The following is a 22302-nucleotide window of genomic DNA, read 5'->3' on the forward strand; positions in this document are numbered from 1 at the left end:
TACATGATCGCCCTGCACCGCTCCGGCCGACGGGGCGAGGCCCTGGAGGCCTACCAGCGCCTGCGCAACACCCTGGTACGGGAGTTGGGCATGGAGCCGTCCACCGGACTGCGACGGCTCCAGCGCTCCATCCTGCTGGCCGGCCCGGAGCGGCCCGAGCGTTCGGAGCGCCCGGAGCGCGAGGCGGCCGCGACCGCTTCGCCGGAGGGGTCCGTGGCCCGGTTCACCCGGGTCGGCTGAGGACGCGCGGCAGGCGCCGTCGCTGCCGGGGCGCTGCTCGTGTGTGGTCGGAACGTGCTCGTCGTTGTGAGGGGTGTGGGTCGGGTGGTGCAGGAGAGGTCGGAACGGACACGCGGACGGCTGGTCGAGGCGGGGGCGGTGCTGTTCGACCGCTGCGGCTATGCGGGGGCCACGCTCGGCGAGATCGCCGGCGCCGCGGGAGTGACGAAGGGTGCGCTCTACTTCCACTTCGCGTCCAAGGAGGAGCTGGCGCAGGCGGTGTTCCAGCGGGCCGAGCGCTCGCTGCGGGGCGCCTGCGGCGGTCTGCGGGCCACCTCCTCCCCCCTGCAGACGCTGATCGACGTGGGCTACTGGCTGGTCGACGCCCTGGGGTCGGACGCGGTGGTCCGGGCGGCGTTCCGCCTCGGCCGGGAGGGCGGCTGGCAGTCGAGGACCGCCGCGTTCGCTCCCGCCACGCCCGCCCCCGGCGCGCCGGTCGCGGGCGTGCGGGGCTTCCACGGCGTCTGGGCCGGTGTCGTCCGGGAGTTGCTGACCGGTGCCCGGCGCGCCGGCGAGCTGCGCGACCGCTCGGGCGATCCCGGCCCGGAGACCCTGGTGGTGGCGGCAGCCTGCGGGCTGGAGGTCGTCTTCGGTGACGGCTGCCCGGGCGAGGAGCGCGCCCGCCGGGTCGGCGCCCTGTGGGAGTGGCTGCTGCCCTGCCTCGTCCCCCCGGGCTCCTCAAGCGCCTACCGGACCAGGCCGCTGACGTCGCTGCCGGGCTGAGCAGGCGGTTCAGGGGCGGACAGGCGGGGTGCCTGGTGCGGCGCGCCCCGCCCCGGGCCGGTCACGCCGTGTGGAGGCGCTCCGCCAGGCCGGCGGCCGTGAAGGCGGCCACCAGGTCGTCTCGGTCCTCGGTGAAGTGGGCCCAGCTGTCGTGGTGGACGAGGACGACCCGGCGGGCGTCGAGGATCGCGGCGGCCTCGGCGGCCTGGGCGCTGTCCAGGACGATGGGCGCGCCGTCGAAGAGGGCGGCGAAGCGGGGAGCCCCGGCGAAGAGGATCGCGGTGTCCACGGGGGCGAAGCGTTCGGCGATCTCCCCGACGGCGGGGAGGGAGGCGTTGTCCCCGCTGACGTAGACGGTGGGCAGCCCGTCCCCGGTCAGGACGAAGCCGACGACCTGGCCGGTGGCGGCCTCCACCTCCTCGCGGGCCCCGGGCCCGTGGAGGGCGGGCACGCCGGTCACGGTGAGGGTGCCGCCGCCGGGGCGGTCCAGCGTGACCGACTCCCAGTCGGCCAGTCCCCGGGCCGTGCCGCCGAGGCGCAGGCCGCCGCCGGGGGTGGTGAGGGTGAGCGGGACGTCGGCGAGCAGGGCCCGGCCGGAGTGGTCGAGGTTGTCGGGGTGCTCGTCGTGGGAGAGCAGGACGACGTCGACGCGGCCGGCGTCGGCGGGGCTCCCGGAGGAGGGCGCGGTCTTGGTGAGGAGCGGGCCGCCCGGCCGCTGGTAGTCGCCCGGGCCGTCGAAGGTCGGGTCGGTGAGGAAGCGCAGGCCTCCGTACTCGAAGAGGGCGGTCGGGCCGCCGAAGAGGCGGACGGGGAACTGCTCGACGGTCGTGTCGGAAGAAGCCATGGTGAAGCACACCTCACGGTTGAGAGTGGTTTATCCGTGAGGAAAGCTAGCCGGTTCTCACGGATGAGTGCAAGCGCTACCATGAGACTCATGACGGACGCCGCGGACACCGCCACCGACGAGACCGCCGTGCCACCCGCGCCGGGCGAGCAGCAGTACTCCTCGCTCGCCCTGGTCAACAGCGCCGTCACGCTGCCCGGCGGACATGTCGTCGACCGCCTCGGCACGCCGGCCGCCGCCGGTCGGTGGCTCCTGGAGCACGGCCTCGCCCCGGCCGACGCGGGCCTTCAGGAGATGTGCACGGCGCAGGTGCGCTCGATGCGCGAACAGGTCAGGACGCTGTTCGCCGCCCGCGTCGCGGAGCTGCCCGCACCCTCCTCCGCCCTGGCCGCCGTCAACGACGCCCTGACCCGCCTGCCCACGGCCCGGCTGCTGCGGTGGGACGACGGCAGCGGCCCCTACCGCGCGGCCCCCCACCCCACCACCGAGATCGTCGACCACGCCCTGGCCACCCTCGCCGCCGACGCCGCCGACCTGCTCACCGGGCCCGAAGCGGCCCGTCTCACCGCCTGCGGCTCCACCCCGTGCACCCGGTACCTCCTCCGGCACGGCCGGCGCCACTGGTGCTCCACCCGCTGCGGCGACCGCGCCCGCGCGGCCCGCGCCTACGCCCGGCGCACCCGGCCCCAGCCCGACTGACCGGGCTGGCGCCCTCGACCGGCGCCCTCGCCGACGGCCCTGGTCGACACCCCTGGCCGGCGCGGGCCGCACCCCCCCCGAGCCCGGTCCGTGCGAGCCGCGTTCGAACGGGCCGAATGTCAGTGCGGCTCGCCATGATGGCGGTATGAAGGACGCAGCCACCCTGGCCCCTCCCGCCGCCCTGGCCTCCCCGCAGGCCTACGCTGACGCCGTCGCCGCCGCCGTACGGGCCGCCGCCGCGTACTACGCCGACGGCTCCGCCCCGCTCGGCGACGACGAGTACGACGCCCTGGTGCGGGCGATCGAGGCCTACGAGCACGAGCACCCGGACGAGGCGCTGCCCGAGTCGCCCACCGGCAAGGTGGCCGGCGGCGCGGCGGTCGGCGACGTCCCGCACAGCGCGCCGATGCTCTCCCTCGACAACGTCTTCTCGGCCGAGGAGCTGGAGTCCTGGGCGGCCGGCCTGGAGCGCCGGCTCGGCCGGCCGGTCGCCGCCTGGTGCGTCGAACCGAAACTGGACGGCCTCGCCGTCGCCGCCCGCTACCGGGCCGGCCGGCTCACCCAGGTGCTGACCAGGGGCGACGGCCTGGCGGGGGAGGACATCACCGCCGCCGCCGACGCCGTGCTCGGCCTGCCCGCCCGGCTCGCCGAACCGGTCGACGTCGAGCTGCGCGGCGAGGTGCTGCTCACTCACGAGCAGTTCGAGCAGGCCAACGCCGTCCGCACCGCGCACGGCGCCAGCCCGTTCGCCCACCCGCGCAGCGGCGCGGCCGGCACCCTGCGCGCCAAGGACCGCGCCTACCGCGTCGAACTCACCTTCTTCGCCTACGACGCCCTCGGCCTGCCCGGCCTCGACCACGCCGACCTGCTCGCCCGGCTGGCCGTCCTCGGTGCCAACACCGCCGCCAGCACCGATGCCGCGCCGCGCCGCTGCGCGACCCTCGCCGAGGCACAGCAGCGGATCGACGAGATCGCGGGCCTGCGCGCCGCGCTGCCCTTCGGGATCGACGGCGTGGTGGTGAAGGCGGACGCGGTGGCCGACCAGGAGGCGGCCGGGTCCGGCTCCCGCGCGCCGCGCTGGGCGGTGGCCCGCAAGCTGGCGGCGCAGCACAAGGTCACCCGGCTGCTCGGCGTCGAGTGGAACGTCGGCCGCACCGGGATCATCGCGCCCCGGGCCGTCCTCGAACCGGTGGTGATCGACGGCGTCACCGTCACCTACGCGACCCTGCACAACCCGGCCGACATCGGGCGCCGCGGGCTGATGATCGGCGACCAGGTGTTCGTCTACCGGGCCGGCGACGTGATCCCGCGGGTCGAGGCGCCCCTGGTCGACCAGCGCACCGGCGCCGAGCAGCCGATCGCCTTCCCCGAGGTCTGCCCGCGCTGCGGCGACGCCATCGATACCTCCGAGCAGCGCTGGCGCTGCGTGCGCGGCCGGGCCTGCCAGGCGGTCGCCTCGGTGATCTACGCGGCCGGGCGCGACCAGCTCGACATCGAGGGCCTCGGCGGCACCCGCGCCGTCCAACTGGTCGAGGCCGGGCTGGTCGGCGACCTCGCCGACCTGTTCACCCTCACCCGGGAGCAGCTGCTCACCCTGGAGCGGATGGGCGACACCAGCGCCGACAACCTGCTCGCCGCGATCGAGACCGCCCGCAGCCGCCCGCTGAACCGGGTGTTCTGCGCCCTCGGCATCCGCGGCACCGGCCGGACGATGTCCCGCCGACTCGCCGCGCACTTCGGCAGCATGGCCGCGATCCGCGCCGCCGACGCCGCGGCGCTGGCCGGCGTGGACGGTATCGGCGTCGAGAAGGCCGCCGTGATCGTCGCCGAACTCGCCGATGTGGCACCGCTGTTGGACCGGCTCTTGGCGCAGGGCGTCGGCACGGCGGTGACCGAGCCGACGGCTCCCGCCGACCGGGCCGCGGACGGCGGCGCGGCGGCTGCGGACGACACCGCGGCGGGCCCGCTGGCCGGCCAGAGCGTGGTCGTCACCGGCAGCATGACCGGAGCCCTCGCCGAGCTCTCCCGCAACGCGATGAACGAGCTGATCGAACGCGCCGGCGGCAAGGCCTCCTCGTCGGTGTCCAAGCGCACCACCCTCCTCGTCGCGGGCGAGAAGGCCGGCTCCAAGCGTGCCAAGGCGGAGGAGCTCGGAGTGCCCGTCATGACCCCGGAGGAGTTCGCCGCCCTGGTCGCCGAGCAGCTCGGCTAGGCCGGCCGCGGCCGGCCAACCGGCCGGACAGCCGGACAGGACCTGGGCCCGGAAGGCCAGTTGATCGCCCGCGCCAAGGGTGCGGTAGGGTGGCCGACGCCGTGTACGACCGCGACTCAAGGAGGTGAGCCCCATTACCGGTATGTCCGAGCGGGTGCTCCCGGAGCGCGGCCGTGCGGGCGCGTCGCGCGCGTAGCGCGGATGCGTCGGCGCGGTGTCGGCCCTTGCGGGAGCCCTGACGGAGTCGTTCGTCCTCCTCCCGATTCCCCCAAGGGGTCATCTTGTCGGTTTTTGCCTCCGCAGCTCTCCGTTCCTCGGTCGTCGCCCGGCTGCGTGCCGCCGGTTGCGTGTTCGCCGAGGACGAGGCGCGGGTCCTGCTCTCCGCCGCCGCGACACCGGCCGACCTGGCCGTGATGGTCCGGGCCCGGGCCGAGGGCCGGCCGCTGGAACACGTCGTCGGCTGGGCCGAGTTCGCCGGGCTGCGGATCGCCGTCGACCCGGGCGTGTTCGTGCCGCGCCGCCGCAGCGAGTTCCTGGCCGCCACGGCCACCGAGCTCACCGGCCCGGGCGCCGTGGTCGTCGACCTCTGCTGCGGCAGCGGCGCCCTCGGCGCCGCCGTGGCGGCCACCGCCGCGCACCCGGTCGAGCTCTACGCGGCCGACGTCGACCCGGTCGCCGTCCGCTGCGCCCGCCGCAACCTCACCGGGCCCGGGGCCCCGGTCTTCGAGGGCGACCTGTTCGTCGCGCTGCCCGCCGCCCTGCGCGGCCGGATCGACGTCCTGCTCGCGAACGTCCCGTACGTCCCCAGCGCCGACATCGCGCTGCTGCCGACGGAGGCCCGGCTGCACGAGGCCCGGCCGGCGCTGGACGGCGGCGCCGACGGTCTGGACGTGCTGCGCCGGGTGGCCGCCGAGGCGCCGCACTGGCTGGCCCCGGGCGGGTCGCTGCTGTTCGAGACCAGCGAACGGCAGACCCCGACGGCCCTGGCCGTCGCCCGCGCGGCCGGCCTCGACGCCGTCGACGCCTGGTGCGAGGACCTGGATGCGACGGTCGTCACCGCGACCCTGCGCTGACGGGGCCGCAGCCCGCCCCCGCCTCCCGCCTCCCGGTGGCAGGGGCGGGCCCGGTGGCCGGCTGGGCGCTCACAGCTCGCGGATCTCACGCCTGGTCAGCGCGTACCCGAACGCGCCCGTCAAACAGAGCCCGGTCGTCGCGAACACCCCCCGGCTCCCGAAGGCGTCCACCGCCGCGCCGGCCGCGATCACCGAGATCGGGAAGACTCCCAGCGCGCAGAAGGTGACGGCCGCCATGACCCGGGCCAGCAAGGCGGGCGGGGTGCTCTTCTGCACGCCGGTGACGATCAGGACGTTGGTCACCGTGCTGGCGCCGCCGGCCAGGCAGAGCAGCAGCACGGCGCCGACGAGGCCGGTGAACGGCACCAGCCCGATCGCCGTACCCATCACCAGACCGGAGAGCATCGCCGTGCGGCCCCGCGAGCGCACCTCGGTGAGGCCGGCCGCGAACAGGCCGCCGACCAGCGCACCGCCGGTGAACGCGGCCAGCAGCAGGCCCAGCCCGACGGCACCGGCGCCGAAGCCGTGGGTGGCCAGGGTCGGTAGGGCGACACGGGTGGCGCCGCCCACCGTCAGGTTCGCGATCACCGTCACCGTCAGCACCGCGCGCAGCAACGGCGACTCCCGCAGCAGGCCACGGAAGTTCTTCGGTACGGAGGCACGTTCGGAAATCGGGCTGGCGGGTGCGACGAGGCTGCCGCGACCGATCAGCAACAGCGTGGCCGCCGACACGGCGAAGGTGGCCGCGTCCAGGCCCAGTGCGGCGGCCGGGCTGAGCCAGGCGACCAGCGGGCCGGCCAGCGCCGGACCGAGCAGACCGGCGCCGAAGGTGACCGTACTGTTCAGTGCGTTGCCCGCATGCAGGTCCTCGGAGGGCAGCAGGGTCGGGGTGATCGCCCAGGCGGCCGGCAGGAACACCCCTGCTCCGAGGCCGACCAGCAGCGCGAGCCCGCCGATCAGCCAGAAGTTCGCCGCCCCGCCGGCGGCGATCGCGCACAGCCCGGCGGTGGCGAGCAGTCGGCCGAGGTCGGCGGCCAGCATCACCCGGCGGGCGCCGAACCGGTCGGCGAGCATCCCGCCGAGCGGGGTGGCGGCCAGCCGTCCCGCGCCGTAGGCGGCGACCACCAGACTCAGCTGGCGGGCGCCTCCGGCGAGGGAGTAGACCAGCAGCGGCAGGGCGACCACCTGGAACGCGTTGCCGAACTCCGAGGTGCCCTGCCCGATCACCAGCAGCCGGAAGCCCCGCGCACGCAGGGGCGCGACGCTGATCCGGGGGCGGAACCGCAACAGCCCCGCCGCGCCGCCTGCTCGCGCGCCGCCCGTCCCTGCGCCGCCCGTCCCCGTGCTGCCCGTCCCCGTACTGCCCGTCCCTGTACTGCCCGTCCCCGCGTTGTCCGTCCCCGTATCGCTTGCTCCCGCGCCGCTAGCCATCGAGCGAGACCGGCAGCGACTCCAGGCCGCGCAGCATGATCGTGTTGCGCCAGGGCAGGGTCTCCTCCGCGGCGGCCAGCTCGATCCGCGTGAAGCGCTCCAGCAGGCCGGTCAGCGCGACCTCGCTCTCCAGCTTGCCGAGGAAGGAGCCGAGGCACCGGTGCAGGCCCTGCCCGAAGGCCAGGTGGCCCGGATCGCCCCGGTCCAGGATCAGCCGGTCGGGATCGGTGAATCGGGCCGGGTCCCGGTTGGCCGCGCCGAGCGAGAGCAGCACCAGCTCGTCCGCCGGGATCTCCACGTCGTCGACCATCACGTCGGCGTTCGTGAACCGCAGCGTGGCCATGCTCACCGGAGACTCGTAGCGGAGGAACTCGTCGATCGCGACCGGCATCGCCGCCGGGTTGGCGCGCAACCAGGTGAGCTGGTCGGGGTGGTGGAGCAGCGCCAGGGTGGCGGTGCCGAGCAGGTTGACGGTGGTCTCGTGGCCGCCGATCAGCAGCAGGAAGACCATCGAGAACACCTCCCGCTCGGTGAGTTCACCGGCGTCACAGGCCTGGACCAGGTCGGTCAGGATGTCCGCGCTCGGCGACGCCCGCCGGGCCGTCATCAACTCGCGCAGGTAGTCGTTCAGTTCGGCGGTGGCCTGGTCGAAGGTCATGTCGCCGCCCTGGGTGAGGATCGCCGTCGACCAGGTGCGGAAGGCCTGCATGTCCTCCGGGGGGAAACCCAGCAGCTCACAGATGATCATGATCGGCAGCGGGAAGGCGAAGTCCGTCACCAGGTCGGCGGTCTCCCGCCCGCGCAGCCCGTCCAGCAGGCCGCTGGCGATGCGCTCGACCAGCGGTCGCATCAGATCGACCCGCCGGCGGGTGAAGACGCCCTGGATCAGCCGGCGCAGCCGGGTGTGGTCCGGCGGGTCGCTGTTGAGCATGTGGACCACCTCCGAACCGAGCGTCAGGCCGGAGCCCCGCCCGCTCGCGATGGCCTGGCTGCGGCGGACGTCCTGCCCGAAGCGCGGGTCCATCAGCGCGGCCCGGACGTCCTGGTAGCGCGTCACCAGATAGACCGGCAGGCCCTCGCCGAACTCCACGACGGAGACCGCGCCGGCCTCGCGGATCCGGGTGAGCGTGGGGTAGGGGTCGCGGATGAAGGCGGACATCCGCGCGGCGGCGTCGTCGACCGCGGTGGTCATGGATCACTCCTCGGGCTCGAACTCCGGCAACTACACGGTCAGCGACGGGAAGGGCCAGCGGCGCACCCGCATGGGCAGGAACCAGGCGCGGCCGGCCTGTTCGGCGATCAGGCCGGCCGCGGCGAAGTCCCGGTGGACGGCGTCCGGCAGCCGGCCGACCTCGACGCCCTCGGCCAGCGCCTCGACCTGCGCCAGGTGGCCCGGCTCGTCGATGGTGAACAGCTCCAGCGTCCCGAACCGGCGGTCGCGCACCTCGACGAAGCCGGGGCCGCGCCGGAAGACGCACTTGCTCGGGTAGTACGTGGCGCGCCAGTCGGTGACGACGTCCTCGGGGCCGCCGGTCAACTGCTCGGGCGGGTACAGGTGGTGGAACCGGCGCTGTGCCGCGCAGCCGTCCGTGCAGTCGGCCTGCCAGAGCACGGCCAGCCCCTGCCCGGTCGCCTCGCGCAGCAGCATCAGCGCCCGCGCGGAGGCCGCCGGCGCGTCCGCGCAGAGCCGCACCGGCTCGGTCAGCCGCAGGCAGCGGACCCCGGCGCGGTGCAGTTCGGTGACCTCCGCCTCCGCCGGGCCGGACAGGGTGCGGTGGCCGAGCGCGAAGCCCGGCAACTCCCGGGCGGCGGGGTCGTAGTCGAGCCAGAGCTCGACCTCCGGGCCGGCCGCGCGCCAGGAGGCGGCATCGGTCCTTCCCACAACGGTCCTTTCCACAACGGTCCTTTCCGCAAAGGCTCTTCCGGCATCGGTCCTTCCGGCATCAGTCCGTTCAGCCGATCGTGACGGCATCGAGCACCTCCTCGGCGCCAGGGCGGGCGGCGGCGGGGCCGTGCCGGTGCTGCATCCGCATCAGCACCTGGTTGTCGGACTCGACGGCGACCTGGAGGAAACCGTCCCCGTCGTGGAACAGCAGGCCCAGCGCGGTGAAGCGCTCCAGCACCGGCTCGACCGCCGCCGCGCCGCCGGGGACCTTGGCGGCCAGCGCGGCGGTCGAGCGGGGCTGGTTCAGCAGCCGGAAGGCGGCGAGCTCCACCGGATCGGTCAGCTCGACCACCCGCCAGTCGTACCCGGGGCGGGTGTTGACGAGCGCGATCCGCCCGCCCGCGTCCCGGTAGCTGAGCCGGCTGTGGGGGAACCGCGCGATCCAGGTGCCCACCGCCGCGCTCAACCGTTCCGCGAGGTCGCCGCCGATCCCGCGCGGCGGTGCGCTGAACACGTAGGCCAGCTCGGCCAGTTCGCTCTCCGGCAGGCGGTAGGTCGCGCCGTACTGGAAGGCCGGTCGGGTGATCGCGAAGCCCAGCTCGGGGCGGTCGAAGTACGGGCTGAACCGCTCGATCGCGATCCGGCCCGCTCCGGTCGGCGGGTCCAGGTGGTGCAGTACGGGCAGTTGGCGGATCACCGACTCGTAGTCGGCCGGCTGCTCGCCCGGGAAGCCGTAGAGGTAGTTCCAGCTCACCGACACTCCGGCGCTCTGCGCGTCCCGCAGCGCGCGGACGTTCTGGCAGCCCGTCACCCCCTTGTCCATGATCCGCAGGACCCGGGTGCTCAGGCTCTCGATGCCGGGCTGCACCTGGGCCGCGCCCGAGTCGCCGAGGAGTTGGAACTGGTGGCGGCGCAGGTTGGCCTTGATCTCGAAGTGCAGCCGCAGATCCACCGGGAGCTCGGCGAGCGACTTCAGGACGGTGTCGAAGTAGCCCATGTCCAGGATGTTGTCGACCACGTAGACGTCCAGCAGCTGGTGGCGTTCGGCGAGCGCGAGCACCTCGGCGAGGAAGTCGGCCGGCGGCTTGGAGCGGAACTCCATCGAGGAGCCGTTGAGCCCGCAGAAGGTGCAGTGGTGCTTCTCGCCCCACCAGCAGCCCCGGGAGCCTTCGACGACCAGCTTGGGATCGACCCAGCCGGCCGCGACGGAGGCGTCGAGCCGCTCGTAGAAGCCGTCGTAGCGGGGCGCCAGGATCGCCGCGGGCGGCAGCGGACGCCTCGTCATCTCGTTGGCCGTCGACTTCCCGGAGCCGTCCCGCCAGCACAGCCCGGGGACGGCGGAGAGGTCGCCGCCTTCCAGGAGTGCCGGGAAGGCGGCCTCGCCCTCGCCGCGCACCACGTAGTCCAGGAAGGGAAAGTTGCGGTGCAGCGCGGCGCCCTGCGGACCGTCGCAGTTCGCGCCGCCGAACACCGTGCGCACCTGCGGGCACCGCTGCTTGAGCAGCCTCGCGGCGGCGAGGCTCGCCGTGTTCTGCTGGAAGGTGGTGGTGAAGCCGACCAGGTCCGGTGGGTCGGCGGCGAGTTCGTCGACCAGTCGGGCGATGAACGCGGGGGCGATCGCGCGGGTGGCCCGGGTCAGTGCGATCTCCTGCTCGCTCGCACCGCTGGTGGCCAGGTACTCGAAGTAGGCCGCGAACTCGCCGTCGCTGTCGTCGATGTCGCCCTCGATGTCGCCCTCGACGCCGGGGGCCGGGCCGTCGTCACCGTACAGCGCACCGGCGAACGCCCAGTCGCCCGCGCCCTGGAAGTAGGACTTCTCGGAGAAGTACTGGTAGTCGTCCACGCCGAAACCCGCGGTCTCGGCGGCCCAGTCCACGAAGTCCAGGTTGGCGTACCGCACTTCGACCTGGTGGTCGGCGCGTGCGGCGGCGGTGTGCATGATCCCGAGCGCCAGCGACGGCACGTCGATCGCGCCCCAGGGCATGTGCAGCAGGACGATACGCATGGTGGCCACTTCTGTTGATCGCCGGCGGTCGATGAGGTGTCGCTCCGGGGCACCGCAGGCGCCCCGGAGCGACGGAGAATCACTTGCCCTTGGTCTCCGGCTTCGGCTTCGGCTGCCCCTTGAGGGCAGGCGCGACCACCGCGGCCTTGGTGATGTCGAGTGCGAAGGCCTGGACCACCACGGCGCCCCGGTCACGCTCCGGGGTGCTGATCGGGTCGTTCTGAATGCTGCGTCGCTTCATGGATGTTCACCTCCTTCCACCAGTTCGGCGGGTACCTCGGGGCGGTCGCCCCGGGGTGGCAGGGGGAGCGGTGCCGGCCAGGCGTGCTCGGCGAACCGGACCATCGTGGCCAGCACCGATCGGTGGTCGGCGGTCCGGCGGCTGTAGTGGCCGCCGTCCACCCAGAGCAGCTCGTGCGGCACCGCCAGCCGGCGCAGGTCCGCGGCGTACCGGGCGACCTGGTCGGGCGGGCACCGCTCGTCGGTCCGCGAGGCGACCAGCAGGACGGGCGAGCGGACCTGGTGCACGTACGATCGCGGGTCGGCCGCGCGGTAGCGCTCGGGAACCTCGTCCGGGGTCCCGCCGAAGAGCTGCCGATCGAGCGCGCGCAGTGCGGGGGTGGTGGTGCGGTAGGCGGCGGGGTAGTCCGCGATCGGCTGAGCGGCCATGCCGAGTGACCACAACTCCGGCTGCGCGCCCATCGCCAGCAGGGTCAGGTAGCCGCCCCACGAGAATCCGCACAGGCCGGTGCGCTCCGCGAGCGCCGTACCGTCGGCGACCAGCTCCGTGCGGACGGCGGCCAGGTCCTCGATCTGCGCCAGCCCGACCCGGTGGCCGTACTCGTGCTGCCAGCGGGCGCCGTAGCCGGTGGAGCCGCGGTAGTTGGTGCGCACCACCGCGTAGCCACGGCCGACCAGGGCGTTCACCCGCGGGTCGTAGGAGTCGCGGTCGTGGGTGGCGGGGCCGCCGTGGACCAGGAAGAGGGTCGGCCACGGGCCCTCGCCGACCGGGGTGCTGACGAAGCTGTGGATCCGCCCGTACGGCCGGGGCGTCCAGCGCCGGCTGCGGGAGGTGTCGCCCCGGTCCGGGTCGAGGCCCTGTCCGGGGTGGTGCGCAGCCTCCGTGCCGGGGCGCAGTACCAGCGGGCGGGGCGGTGTCGACTCCCGGCTCCAGACGCAGTGCAAGGTGCCGTCCGGAGCGCAGGACAGGTCGTGGATCGTGCCGCCGGGCGTGCTGATCTCCCGGACGGGCGGGGCCTGTTCCGCCGGTCCTTGCCGTGCGGCTCCCTGCGGCGTCACCCGCTGCCGCGTCGCCCCCTGTCCCTCCGGCGGGTCGAGGTCGGCGAGGAGCAGCCGGCTCCGCCCGGCCCGCTCGTGCTGGATCAGCACCTCGCGCGGCCCCCGGTACCAGCCGGCCGATATCTGCGAGTCGAACGACAGCCCCGGGTACCTGCGCAGTCCCGTGCCGGCCCGCCAGGTCGCGACGGTGTACCGCTCGTCCTCCTCGACCACCAGCAGCAGCTCCGGTTCGAGTCCCGCGAGCGGGTTGAACTCGATCGGCCAGAGCCGTAGTCGGCGGTCCCCGGCGATCCGCAGCGGACCGTCCGCCTGCGTGCCCGCCTGCGCGCCCGCCTGGGCGCCTGTCGGCCACAGGACCACTGAGTCGTCCCCGTCGGGCCGCCCGCCGAGGGCGAGGAGCCGACCGTCCGGCGACAGGTCGGCCAGGCTCAGGTACCCCGGCGCCGAACCGATCAGCCGGGCCTCGCCCGCGGGCGGTCCGACGTAGCAGTGCGAGGCGCCGTCGACACCGACGACCACCGCGGCGAGCGCGCCCGTCCGGTCGAAGGCGACGCCGTATGCCCGCCCGCGCGGCACGTCGTGCAGCGCCTCGCCGCCCGCGCCACCGGCGAACGGCTCGCGCCACCACCGGCCCTCCCCGGCGTTGTCGGCGTCGAACCACCAGATGGCGTCGCCGTCCGGCTCGATCTCGCTCAGATGGACGCCCCCCGGCCGGTCGGTGACCACCCGGCGCCGGCCCGTCCTCAGGTCCCAGGCCACCGCCTGCCAGCGCTCGTCGACGAGCCGCGTCTCGACCGCGCGGTCGGCCGCCAGCGCGGCGAAGCCGGGGGATTGGAACGCCTGCGTCACGGACCCGGCCCTTTCGGCTCGATGGTGGGAACAGACTGCGCTGAACGTCCCGAGGCCGGTGCACTGATGTGAAGATCCAGTGAACTGGCGTGAAGAAAAGGCCACTTGTGGAGGATCGCCGCCACTCTAAGGGGGTGCCGTGGCTGCGAACAGACCTTTCGCACAGTTGGCCGAAATGCAGCTGAGGTGAATGCGGGCCGGCGCCGACGCCGCCGACCGCGCGTTGATCACTTGTCTGCCATGGATTCCTACGGTCGGGCCTTCGGCAAGTTCCGCACCGCTCAAAAGGATTCCCATGATCGACCAAGCCGCGTCGTCGCGCGGTGGCACAACCATCGGCCTGTTCGTCGCCCTGGTGGCGGTGACCCGCGTCATCGCCGCACCGGTGCCGCTGCGCGCGCTCACCGGGGTGGGGCGGTAGACCGTGGAACCGCGCTCCAACCTCGACGAGTTCCTCTCCGACCTCGCGCGCTACGCCGCCGCGGACGTGCTGACCGCGCAGCTCACCGCGGACATCCTGCGCAAGTACCTGCGGTCCGGGCTGATCGTGCCCGACGACCTGTGCGCCCGTGGCACCGACGGCTACTCGCAGCGGTTGCTGCACGCCGGACGGACGCACTCCGTGGTGGCCCTGACCTGGCTGCCCGGGCAGTCCACCCCGATCCACGACCATGTCGCCTGGTGCGTGTCAGGTGTGGTGGAGGGCGTCGAGGTGGACGAGGCGTTCCGGCTGTGGCGGCCCTCCAGGACCGGCCGCCGGGTGCTGGTGCCGTCCGGCCGGACCACCTGCTCTCCCGGCCGGGTGCAGTTCCTCGTACCGCCCGACGAGGACATCCACCGGGTGTCGAACGGCGGCACAGGTCGCGCGGTCTCCCTGCACGTCTACGGCGCCGACATCTCGCTGAACGGGGGCAGCTCGATCAATCGGGTCTTCGGGAACGAGGTCGTGGACCTCCCGCCGGACGGCGCCCGCCTGGTGAGCTGGCGGAGCCCGGAGGGCCTGGCCCGGTGACCGCCCCGTAGCGAACCGACGGGCCGTCCGATCCGGACGGCCCGTCGGCCGCGCCCGGGCCCCTGCCCGGTCGACCGGGCGGGGCCGTACGGCCTGACGTCGGCTTCTGTTGCGGCCGACCGGGCCGCACCTCGCGATTGGTCCAGACCTATTGACGAGCTGCGCCGCCCCTCCTACGATCCGGTCCGGCACAGCCCCACATGTCCCCACCTCACCCACAGCCGGGCGTCGCGCCCCCACGCGTCGGTCATGTCCATGGCGTTCGGCGGGAAGGGAGCGCAGCATGTTCCGTCGAAGGTCGCGTACTCCACGTCCGTCGGGCGATGTCCGACCCTGTCCGGATCCCGGCCGCCCCGAAGGCGACCCGGCCGGGAGCGAGCCGCTCCGGACCCCTCGCCCGCAGCCGCGGGCGGGCGTGGAACGCGCAGCGCAGGTGAACCGGACCAGCCGTGCCCAGCACGGGCCGAGCGTCCTGCGGCGCTCCCTCGCCGGGGTGAGCGCCGTCGCCGTCATCGGTGCCGGCATCGCCGCGGCCGGCTCCGTCACGGCCGGGGCCGCCACCCCCAACCTGGTGGCCAACCCCGGCTTCGAGAGCGGACTCTCCGGCTGGACCTGCTCCGGCGGCTCCGGCGCGGTCGTCAGCAGTCCGGTCCACTCCGGGGCCGCCGCGCTCAAGGCCACGCCGACCGGCCCGGACAGCGCCCAGTGCAGCCAGACCGTCAGCGTGCAGCCCAACTCCCAGTACACGCTGAGCGCCTACGTCCAGGGCAGCTACGTCTACCTGGGCGCCACCGGCACCGGCGCCGGCAGCGACCCGTCCACCTGGACGCCGAGCAGTGCGGCGTACAGCCAGCTCAGCGTCGGCTTCACCACGGGGCCGAACACCACCTCGGTGACCGTCTACCTGCACGGCTGGTACGGGCAGCCCGCGTACTACGCGGACGACGTGTCGCTCACCGGCCCCGGCGGCAGCAGCCCCACGCCGACGACCCCTCCGCCCACGACTCCACCGCCCACCACCCCGCCGCCGACGACCCCGCCGACGACCCCTCCGCCGACCACTCCGCCGCCCACGACTCCTCCGCCCACCACCCCGCCGCCGACCACCCCGGCGCCGGGTGACACGTGCCCCACGAAGCCCAAGCCGTCGGGCAAGGTCCTCCAGGGGTACTGGGAGAACTGGGACGGCGCCGCGAACGGCGTCCACCCCGGCATGGGCTGGGTCCCCATCACGGACAGCCGGATCGCCGCACACGGCTACAACGTCATCAACGCCGCCTTCCCGGTGATCCTCTCGGACGGCACCGTCCAGTGGCAGGACGGCATGGACACCAACGTCAAGGTCTCGACCCCCGCCGAGATGTGCCAGGCCAAGGCGGCCGGGGCGACGATCCTGATGTCGATCGGCGGTGCCGCCGCAGGCATCGACCTGAGCTCCAGCACCGTCGCCGACCGGTTCGTGGCGACCGTCGTCCCGATCCTCAAGAAGTACAACTTCGACGGGATCGACATCGACATCGAGACCGGCCTGTCCGGAAGCGGCAGCATCGGCACGCTGTCCGCCTCCCAGGCCAACCTGATGCGCATCATCGACGGCGTGCTGGCGCAGATGCCCGCGGGCTTCGGCCTGACGATGGCCCCCGAAACCGCGTACGTGACCGGCGGGAGCGTCACCTACGGCTCGATCTGGGGCGCCTACCTGCCGATCGTCAAGAAGTACGCCGACAACGGGCAACTGTGGTGGCTGAACATGCAGTACTACAACGGCAGCATGTACGGCTGCTCCGGCGACTCCTACCAGGCCGGCACCGTGCAGGGCTTCACCGCGCAGACCACCTGCCTGAACAACGGCCTGACCATCCAGGGCACCACCGTCAAGGTGCCCTACGACAAGCAGGTGCCCGGCCTGCCGGCCCAGCCCGGCGCGGGCGGCGGCTACATGGACCCGGGCCTGGTCGGCCAGTCGTGGAACGCGTTCGGCGGTTCGCTGAAGGGGCTCATGACGTGGTCGCTCAACTGGGACGGCTCGAAGGGATGGAGCTTCGGCGACAACGTGAAGTCCCTCCAGGGTCGTTGATCACCCGCTGACGTCCTGCTGGCGTCCTGCTGACGTCCCGCCGGCTTCCCGTGCACCGGTGCACGGGAAGCCGGCGGGACGTCGGGCGTTGCCCGGCCGGGGTGTGCCCGGTAGCGCTGGGCTCAGTAGCGCTGGGCCTTCACCACGACCGGGACCAGGGCCAGGTCGGCCGGCTGGCGGCTGAAGGCGATCGGACTGGCCTTCCCGCCCGGGGCCAGGTTCTCGGCGCCGACGATCGCCGAGTCGACGGCGTGGCCCGACGCATCGGTGAAGTCCACCTGGACCGCGTAGGACGCGGCCTCGCGGGTGCTGTTGACGATGGTCACGACGGCGGCGTGGAGGCCGCCGGTGGTGGATCGCGGCACGCCGGTCAGGGTGATGTCGGAGGTGGCGTTGCCGGGGCCCTCCACGGTCTTGAGCACCTCGGTCGCCTTCGCCCGGTTCTGCGCGGCCTGCGCGTCCGCCGATGCCTCGAACGCCGAGGCGGCGGCCGCCGCCGAGGCCGAGCGCGCGGACGCCGCGGCCGAGGCCGACTCCAGCGCGGAGGCGAAGGCGGAGGGCGGCTCCCCGGAGAAGCTCGACGGGTTGGGCGCCTCCGACAGCGTCGCCCCCGCCGCGTTCGTCGGCGTCGCGGGCCCGGACGAGCTCCCGGATGAGCACGACGCCACGAGGAGGACGGCCGTTCCTGCCGCCGCGGCCAGGGCGCCCACTCTTCGCGGCAGCCGGGGGCCGCCGCCCTGGCTGGTGTACAGCGTACGCATCACGCACAACCCTCCGGTCATCCCGTCATCCGCTCGGCCGTCGGTGGGCACGTGCAAGCCCGCAGCCGCCCGGTTCGTGCTCTCCATGCTTTGTTCTGCACGCCCGGACCACGAGCGGTGCTGGGCCGTCCGGACGGCACGGAGCGATTCCAGCGGTCGGCGGCGGCCGGGCGACCCGCCGCCCGCGCCTGTCGGCACCAGCAGCAGCCGCCCGGGGGAGGCCGGCGCGAGGGCCGGGCGCAGCCGCAGCGCGAGCGGACCGCCGAGCACCGTCCCGGCGCCGGGGAAGCCGAGCAAGGGGCCCGGAAGGCCGTAGGCGTTCGGGCCGAGCCGGTCCGCCCGGATGTAGCCCGGTCGGGTTGAGCGGGGAATCGGCCGGTTCCGGGGAGGGTACGGAGTAGCGGACTTCGAAGCGGCGCCGGAAACGGCGGAGAGGTCAGGAGAACGCGGACGAGGGCGAAACCGCCGGATTCCGAGGAAAGCAGCCGTAGTTGACGTTCCGTCCTACCGCCGCCGGCCATCGCGCGCGGTGTGGGCGGCTGTTGTGTGTCGTCCCCCTCGCGGCCTGTGTCGTGTGACTGTTCCCCCTTCCCCGCCGTGGCGCCCCCTCTGTTCCCTCCCCACGAAACCGGAGTACTGCATGCGTGTGCGAACGATGTTCGCCGCCTCCCTGGCCTGCGCCCTCCCGATCACCGGACTGACCGCCGCAGGCGGCGCCGCTGCCGCACAGTCGGTGAACGCGCAGCCGGTGAACGCGCAGCCCGTGCGGGCCGCGGCGGCCGTTCCCGACGACTGCCCGCCGCCGCCCGACGTCACCGATTCGCCGATGGCTGGAAAGTATTACTGCTCCCAGGAGAGATTCGGGCCGGCGGCCATCCCGAACGACGAGCAGGAGTGGCTCGACCCGGACCTCGCGCCCGCAGGGCTCGAGGGCGGCTACAAGGTCAACAACCTCATCGCCAAGGGCTACCTCAGCGAACTCCCGGCAGAGCGGTGCAACGTCACCCCCACCGGTTCCTGACCGGCCCGCATCGCCCGGAAGGGCCGGGGCCGACACTTCCATCAGAAGGAGACAACGCAATGGCGAACCAAGAAGAGCCGTACTCGAACGACCTGGACGAGCTGCTCGCGAAGGTCAGACGGTGGTACCAGGAGGACCACGAGGGCTTCAGGACCATGTACGACGCCACGGTCAAGCACGTGGTGCCGTACCCGGCCGACACCCCGGAGCGGGTGCAGTGCGACTGGAAGGACCAGAACGTCGACTTCCTGTGTACCTTCCTGACGGAGTGGTACAACTCGCAGCCCGGGCTCCACGAAGGGCTGGACTACATCGAGAAGTTCAGCTGGATCAACTACGAGAACGACTACGGCATGGTCTTCGTGACCAGCGGCCCGGGGCGCAAGATCCTCGCGGACTTCACGCACCTGCAAGGCCTGCAGATGGACTCGCCGGAGTCGAAGGTGCTCATCAAGAAGTGGCGCGACCAACTCGGCCGGCACATGGAGGACTTCCAGGAGCCCGAGGGTGGCTGGAAGAACTTCAACGAGTTCTTCGCCCGGGAACTCAAGGACCCGTCGCGGCGGCCGATCGACGCCAGGACCGACAAGAGCGTGGTGGTCGCCCCGGCCGACTGCGTCATCAACATGATCGTCGACGACCTGACCGAGAACACGCCGATCCCGGTCAAGACGGTGACCATGAACGTCAGGCAGCTGCTCGACGACTCCGACTACGCCCAGAGGTTCATCGGCGGCACGGCGGTGTCGTGCATCCTGATGCCCGACGGCTACCACTGGTACCACACCCCGGTGGCGGGCGAAGTGGTCGAGGCCCGCGACCTCGTCCCCGGTGTCTACTACGGGATGCGGGACTTCCCCGAACTGCTCAACAAGGGGAACGTCGGCTACGGCTACGACTACGAGATGTTCGACGACTTCCGCCGGGGATACCTCGTCTACCGCACGGACTACCTGGACGCCAACGGACGCAAGGCCGGCGAGGGGTACGTCGGGCAGGTGATCGTCGGTCTCAACTCGATCGCCTCCGTCAACTTCGAGGAGAAGTTCCGGGGTTCGCTCGACGAGCCGGTCAAGGTGGACAAGGGCGAGCGCGTCGGGAACTTCATGTACGGCGGCTCGCTGAACATCCTGCTGTTCGAGAAGAACCGCTTCCCCGCGCTGCAACTGCTCCAGGGCCAGCGCATCGGCGTCCTGGAGCAGGTGGAACGGACCGAAGGGCTGTTCACCGGCCTCTACCACACGCCGTCCCGGCGCCGCCGCCCCCTGGCTCCCTGAGCCCGCTGCCGAACGGACGGTGAAACCATGCCCTCAGACCTCGTCACCTCGATTCCGGCGAACATCCCCAACACCCTGCGCATCGACTTCCACACCGAGGACACCAAGAAGGTCCGCTCGTACGCCGGACACGTGCACCTCGACAGCACCGAGCACCGGCACCCGCAGAAGAAGAACCACCTGTTCTACTGGTTCTTCGAGAGCCAGACCTGCAACCCCCACGTCGCCGTCCACGACCAGCAGGAGCTGATCAGCCGGACGCCCCTGCTGATCTGGCTCAACGGCGGCCCCGGCGCCTCCTCGCTGCTCGGGCTGTTCCTGGAGAACGGACCGCTGTCCATCGGCGACGACGCCGCCGGAACGGTGTCGGTCTCGCCCCACAGCTGGAACCAGGAAGCGCACGTCGTCTTCTGGGACCAGCCCATCGGCACCGGGTACAGCTACGCCGACGACGCCCTGGAGTACGTCCGGGACGAGGAGGCCCTCGGCCGGATGTTCTGCGACGCCCTCCAGGGGTTCCTCGACGCGCACCCGGAGTACGCGCAGTGCCCGCTGTACGTCTGCGGCGAGAGCTACGCCGGCAAGTACGTGCCGGCGATCGCGCTGGAGATCGACGCGCGGAACACGGAGAACGCGGGCGGGCGCATCAACTTGCAGGGCATCGCCGTCGGCAACGGCTGGATCAAGCCCGAGCTGTCACTGCGCGTCCTGATCGACTACGCCTACGCGGCCGGCTTCCTCGGCATCAGCCAGAAGGAAGCCCTGGAGAAGTCCTACCAGGACTTCAAGAGCACCCTCGACGCGGGAGACCTGGAGGGGGCCACCGAACTCGGCAACGACCTGGTGGCCACGACCCTGGCCTACGGCGGGAACTTCGACGTCTACGACGTGCGGCGCTGGGACGACCTGTCGATGGGGGCGCTGCGCACCTATCTGAACAGCGCGGACGTGAAGGAGGCCCTGCACGTCCCGCCGAACGTCACCTGGCAGTGCGCCGACAACGAGGGTCCGGTGGCGGAAGCGCTGGTGCGGGACAACATGGCGGACTGCACCGGGCAGTACGCCCAGATCATCGAAAGGGGATACCGGACCCTGCTCTACACCGGGAACTTCGACGCCGCCTGCGGGTACCGGAGCACCGAGGAGATCCTGGACGACCTCATGACACGAGAGGGCGAGCAGGCGGAGTGGCGCAACGCTCCCCGGCTGGTCTGGACGCAGGCCCAGGGGAACCCGAAGGGATTCGTCCGCCGCCACGGCAACCTGACGCAGGTCAGCGTGCCCGACTCCGGACACCAGGTGCCGGCGTACCAGCCGGAGATCTGCCGGGAGCTGCTCTACAACTGGCTCTTCGAACGCCCCTTCCCCGGTTACGACCCGCAGCAGGCGCGCAAGCAGAGCGGCGACGGCGGCCTGCGCAGAGGCTGACCGCACCGTCGGGGTCGCCCCTGCCCCCGCTCCCCGCTGCTCGGGGGGCGGGGGCGGCGGAGCCGGCCGCACGACTCGGGCGGTCGCCCGCCGTCCCCGGCGGGGCGGTGAGGTGCGGTCAGAGGAGCCGGTCGCGGTGGCGGGCGGCGGTTTCGCGGACGAGACGGGCGAAGTTCTCGCGGCTGTGGTGCCGGTGCTGTTCGGCCCGTTCGTCGTCCAGGTCCGCGTCGTCCAGGTCCGCGTCGTCCGGGCCCGCGTCGTCCGGGCCCGCGTCGGCCAAGCCTGCGTCATCGGTGCCGAGGTGCTCTTCGTCGAGGTCGTCGTACTCGGTGTGGAGGACCCAGCAGCCGTGGATGCCGGCGAGGAGGTCTTCGAGGAGGTCGCGGGCGGGGCGCCTGGGGTCGAGGGGGGTGAGGCGCAGGCCGGTGTCCTCCGGGTCGGTCTCCTCGTCGTCGGTGTAGTCCTCGGTGTAGTCGTCGAGGGCCCCGTCGAGGTCTTCGAGTTGTTCGCGCAGGCCGGCGGGGTCGGGGAGGAGGCCGTCGGCGATGTGGAGGGCGTGGCGGACGAGGCCGGTGACGGCGTCGTGGGGGGTGTGGCCGGCGTCGAGGAGTTCGAGGACGAGGGTGGGGGTCTGGTGCGGGAGGTCCTCGATGCTGTCGGCTTCGAGCAGGACGGCGGTGGCGTCGTGGCCGGAGGCGCCGGCGGCGACCTCGGCCGCGGCGGCGAGCCAGTGCGCGGCCGCGACGGCGGCGGCGGTCGGGTCGACGTCGGAGAAGAGGGCGAGGGAGCCGAAGGGGTTCTGCTCCAGCAGGTGGTCGGCGGCGGCGACCTGGACGGGGGAGGCGTCCTCGCGGCTGAGCAGGACGGCCTGCTGGGCGCGGCCGGTGAGGTTGCCGAGTTCGGCGCTCTCGACGGCGGTGAGTTCGGTGACGGTCTCGGCGAGGACGGCCTTCGTCAACTCGGCTTCGTCGAGGGCGTGCAGGGCGCGGCCGGCCTGGTGGGCGGATTCCAGCAGGGGACTGTAGGAGACGGTGAGCAGGCCGCCATGAGGCAGGTTCGGCGCGGCCACGGCTTCGGCGACCTCGCTGAAGGTGTCGCGTTCCTGCTCGCGGCGCCAGCCTTCGGTGTCGGGTTCGAGGGAGCCGGCGGCGCTGGCGGGGTGGGTGTAGGTGCGCCAGGCCGCCTCCGACAGGCGGGTCAGCGCGCCGGCCAGGCGCAGGAGCGTGGCGCCGGCCGCGTCGGCCGGGAGGGCGGTGATCCGGGTGGCGAGGTCGCCTTCGCCGGTTCCCCAGGTGGCGATGAGCTCGTGCCGGTTCGGGTCGACGCTGTAGCGGGTCATGATGCCTACCTTCGGGGACGCGCGGCTGATTGCTCGGCTGACGGCAATTCTGGCGCATCGTCAGGTGGCGGCGGGTGAAGCCCAGCCC

General features: G+C 73.0%; 20 protein-coding genes. 11 read left to right on the forward strand and 9 right to left on the reverse strand.

What is annotated here, in order from left to right; all coding sequences use genetic code 11:
* Both AB0P03_RS36595 and AB0P03_RS36600 read left to right on the forward strand, forming a co-directional pair.
* Positions 1 to 240: BTAD domain-containing putative transcriptional regulator (locus AB0P03_RS36595; protein ID WP_363632974.1), on the forward strand; the 240-nt coding region annotated here is incomplete at its 5' end.
* 84 nt (positions 241 to 324) lie between these two features.
* Entirely contained in the window at positions 325 to 1002 is a 678-nt protein-coding gene (locus AB0P03_RS36600; protein WP_363625720.1) for a ScbR family autoregulator-binding transcription factor, read from the forward strand.
* A 61-nt stretch (positions 1003 to 1063) separates the two neighbouring features.
* On the opposite strand, the gene AB0P03_RS36605 is transcribed toward AB0P03_RS36600, so the two are convergent.
* Positions 1064 to 1846 carry an MBL fold metallo-hydrolase gene (locus tag AB0P03_RS36605; protein WP_363586253.1) on the reverse strand — a complete coding sequence of 261 codons (783 nt, stop codon included), beginning with the start codon at positions 1844 to 1846 and terminating at the stop codon, positions 1064 to 1066.
* A 90-nt stretch (positions 1847 to 1936) separates the two neighbouring features.
* On the opposite strand from AB0P03_RS36605, the gene AB0P03_RS36610 reads away from it, so the two are divergent.
* From AB0P03_RS36610 to AB0P03_RS36620, 3 genes are all read left to right on the forward strand, one after another.
* Positions 1937 to 2545 carry an ABATE domain-containing protein gene (locus AB0P03_RS36610; RefSeq protein WP_363632976.1) on the forward strand — a complete coding sequence of 203 codons (609 nt, stop codon included), beginning with the start codon at positions 1937 to 1939 and terminating at the stop codon, positions 2543 to 2545.
* A gap of 145 nt (positions 2546 to 2690) precedes the next feature.
* Positions 2691 to 4757: an NAD-dependent DNA ligase LigA gene (gene ligA / locus AB0P03_RS36615; RefSeq protein WP_363632978.1), complete on the forward strand. Its 2067-nt coding sequence runs from the start codon at positions 2691 to 2693 to the stop codon at positions 4755 to 4757.
* 278 nt (positions 4758 to 5035) lie between these two features.
* The gene (locus tag AB0P03_RS36620) at positions 5036 to 5830 is read left to right on the forward strand and encodes a putative protein N(5)-glutamine methyltransferase (RefSeq protein WP_363586287.1); all 795 of its coding nucleotides are present in this window, start codon (positions 5036 to 5038) and stop codon (positions 5828 to 5830) included.
* Positions 5831 to 5899: 69 nt separating this feature from the next.
* Here AB0P03_RS36620 and AB0P03_RS36625 read toward each other — a convergent pair whose 3' ends face one another.
* The 6 genes from AB0P03_RS36625 to AB0P03_RS36650 form a co-directional block, all read right to left on the reverse strand.
* Entirely contained in the window at positions 5900 to 7117 is a 1218-nt protein-coding gene (locus AB0P03_RS36625; protein ID WP_363586256.1) for an MFS transporter, read from the reverse strand.
* 136 nt (positions 7118 to 7253) lie between these two features.
* Positions 7254 to 8453, reverse strand: coding sequence for a cytochrome P450 (locus tag AB0P03_RS36630; RefSeq protein ID WP_363632980.1), 1200 nt, complete (start codon positions 8451 to 8453; stop codon positions 7254 to 7256).
* 30 nt (positions 8454 to 8483) lie between these two features.
* Positions 8484 to 9143, reverse strand: a complete 660-nt coding sequence (locus tag AB0P03_RS36635) for a DUF5825 family protein (RefSeq protein ID WP_363632982.1) — start codon at positions 9141 to 9143, stop codon at positions 8484 to 8486.
* 70 nt (positions 9144 to 9213) lie between these two features.
* Positions 9214 to 11151, reverse strand: a complete 1938-nt coding sequence (locus AB0P03_RS36640) for a RiPP maturation radical SAM C-methyltransferase (RefSeq protein ID WP_363632984.1) — start codon at positions 11149 to 11151, stop codon at positions 9214 to 9216.
* Positions 11152 to 11230: 79 nt separating this feature from the next.
* On the reverse strand, positions 11231 to 11392 hold the full coding sequence (locus tag AB0P03_RS36645; protein WP_363586260.1) for a hypothetical protein: 162 nt from the start codon (positions 11390 to 11392) through the stop codon (positions 11231 to 11233).
* The gene (locus AB0P03_RS36650; RefSeq protein ID WP_363632985.1) at positions 11389 to 13299 is read right to left on the reverse strand and encodes a prolyl oligopeptidase family serine peptidase; all 1911 of its coding nucleotides are present in this window, start codon (positions 13297 to 13299) and stop codon (positions 11389 to 11391) included. Before AB0P03_RS36650 ends, AB0P03_RS36645 begins: the two co-directional genes overlap by 4 nt.
* Before the next feature lie 295 nt (positions 13300 to 13594).
* Here AB0P03_RS36650 and AB0P03_RS36655 point away from each other — a divergent pair, with 295 nt between their 5' ends.
* The 3 genes from AB0P03_RS36655 to AB0P03_RS36665 all read left to right on the forward strand — a co-directional run bounded on the left by AB0P03_RS36655 (position 13595) and on the right by AB0P03_RS36665 (position 16388).
* Positions 13595 to 13720, forward strand: coding sequence for a hypothetical protein (locus AB0P03_RS36655; protein ID WP_363586262.1), 126 nt, complete (start codon positions 13595 to 13597; stop codon positions 13718 to 13720).
* A gap of 3 nt (positions 13721 to 13723) precedes the next feature.
* On the forward strand, positions 13724 to 14311 hold the full coding sequence (locus AB0P03_RS36660) for a cysteine dioxygenase family protein (RefSeq protein WP_363632987.1): 588 nt from the start codon (positions 13724 to 13726) through the stop codon (positions 14309 to 14311).
* Positions 14312 to 14744: 433 nt separating this feature from the next.
* Positions 14745 to 16388, forward strand: coding sequence for a glycosyl hydrolase family 18 protein (locus AB0P03_RS36665; RefSeq protein WP_363632988.1), 1644 nt, complete (start codon positions 14745 to 14747; stop codon positions 16386 to 16388).
* A gap of 122 nt (positions 16389 to 16510) precedes the next feature.
* Here the strand turns inward: AB0P03_RS36665 and AB0P03_RS36670 are convergent, their stop codons facing one another.
* Positions 16511 to 17149, reverse strand: a complete 639-nt coding sequence (locus AB0P03_RS36670) for a hypothetical protein (RefSeq protein ID WP_363586265.1) — start codon at positions 17147 to 17149, stop codon at positions 16511 to 16513.
* A gap of 640 nt (positions 17150 to 17789) precedes the next feature.
* Between AB0P03_RS36670 and AB0P03_RS36675 the strand changes: the two genes are divergently transcribed.
* From AB0P03_RS36675 to AB0P03_RS36685, 3 genes are read left to right on the forward strand one after another with little or no spacing between them, the layout of a single operon-like run.
* A complete protein-coding gene (locus tag AB0P03_RS36675) occupies positions 17790 to 18170 on the forward strand; it encodes a hypothetical protein (protein ID WP_363586266.1) in 381 nt (126 codons plus the stop codon).
* A gap of 59 nt (positions 18171 to 18229) precedes the next feature.
* Positions 18230 to 19447, forward strand: a complete 1218-nt coding sequence (locus AB0P03_RS36680; RefSeq protein ID WP_363632989.1) for a phosphatidylserine decarboxylase — start codon at positions 18230 to 18232, stop codon at positions 19445 to 19447.
* 27 nt (positions 19448 to 19474) lie between these two features.
* Positions 19475 to 20875, forward strand: a complete 1401-nt coding sequence (locus AB0P03_RS36685) for a hypothetical protein (RefSeq protein ID WP_363632991.1) — start codon at positions 19475 to 19477, stop codon at positions 20873 to 20875.
* Positions 20876 to 20993: 118 nt separating this feature from the next.
* On the opposite strand, the gene AB0P03_RS36690 is transcribed toward AB0P03_RS36685, so the two are convergent.
* A complete protein-coding gene (locus AB0P03_RS36690) occupies positions 20994 to 22214 on the reverse strand; it encodes a hypothetical protein (RefSeq protein ID WP_363632993.1) in 1221 nt (406 codons plus the stop codon).
* Positions 22215 to 22302 lie beyond the last annotated feature (88 nt).

The organism is Kitasatospora sp. NPDC088779, assembly GCF_040685395.1.
Lineage (GTDB): Bacteria > Actinomycetota > Actinomycetes > Streptomycetales > Streptomycetaceae > Kitasatospora.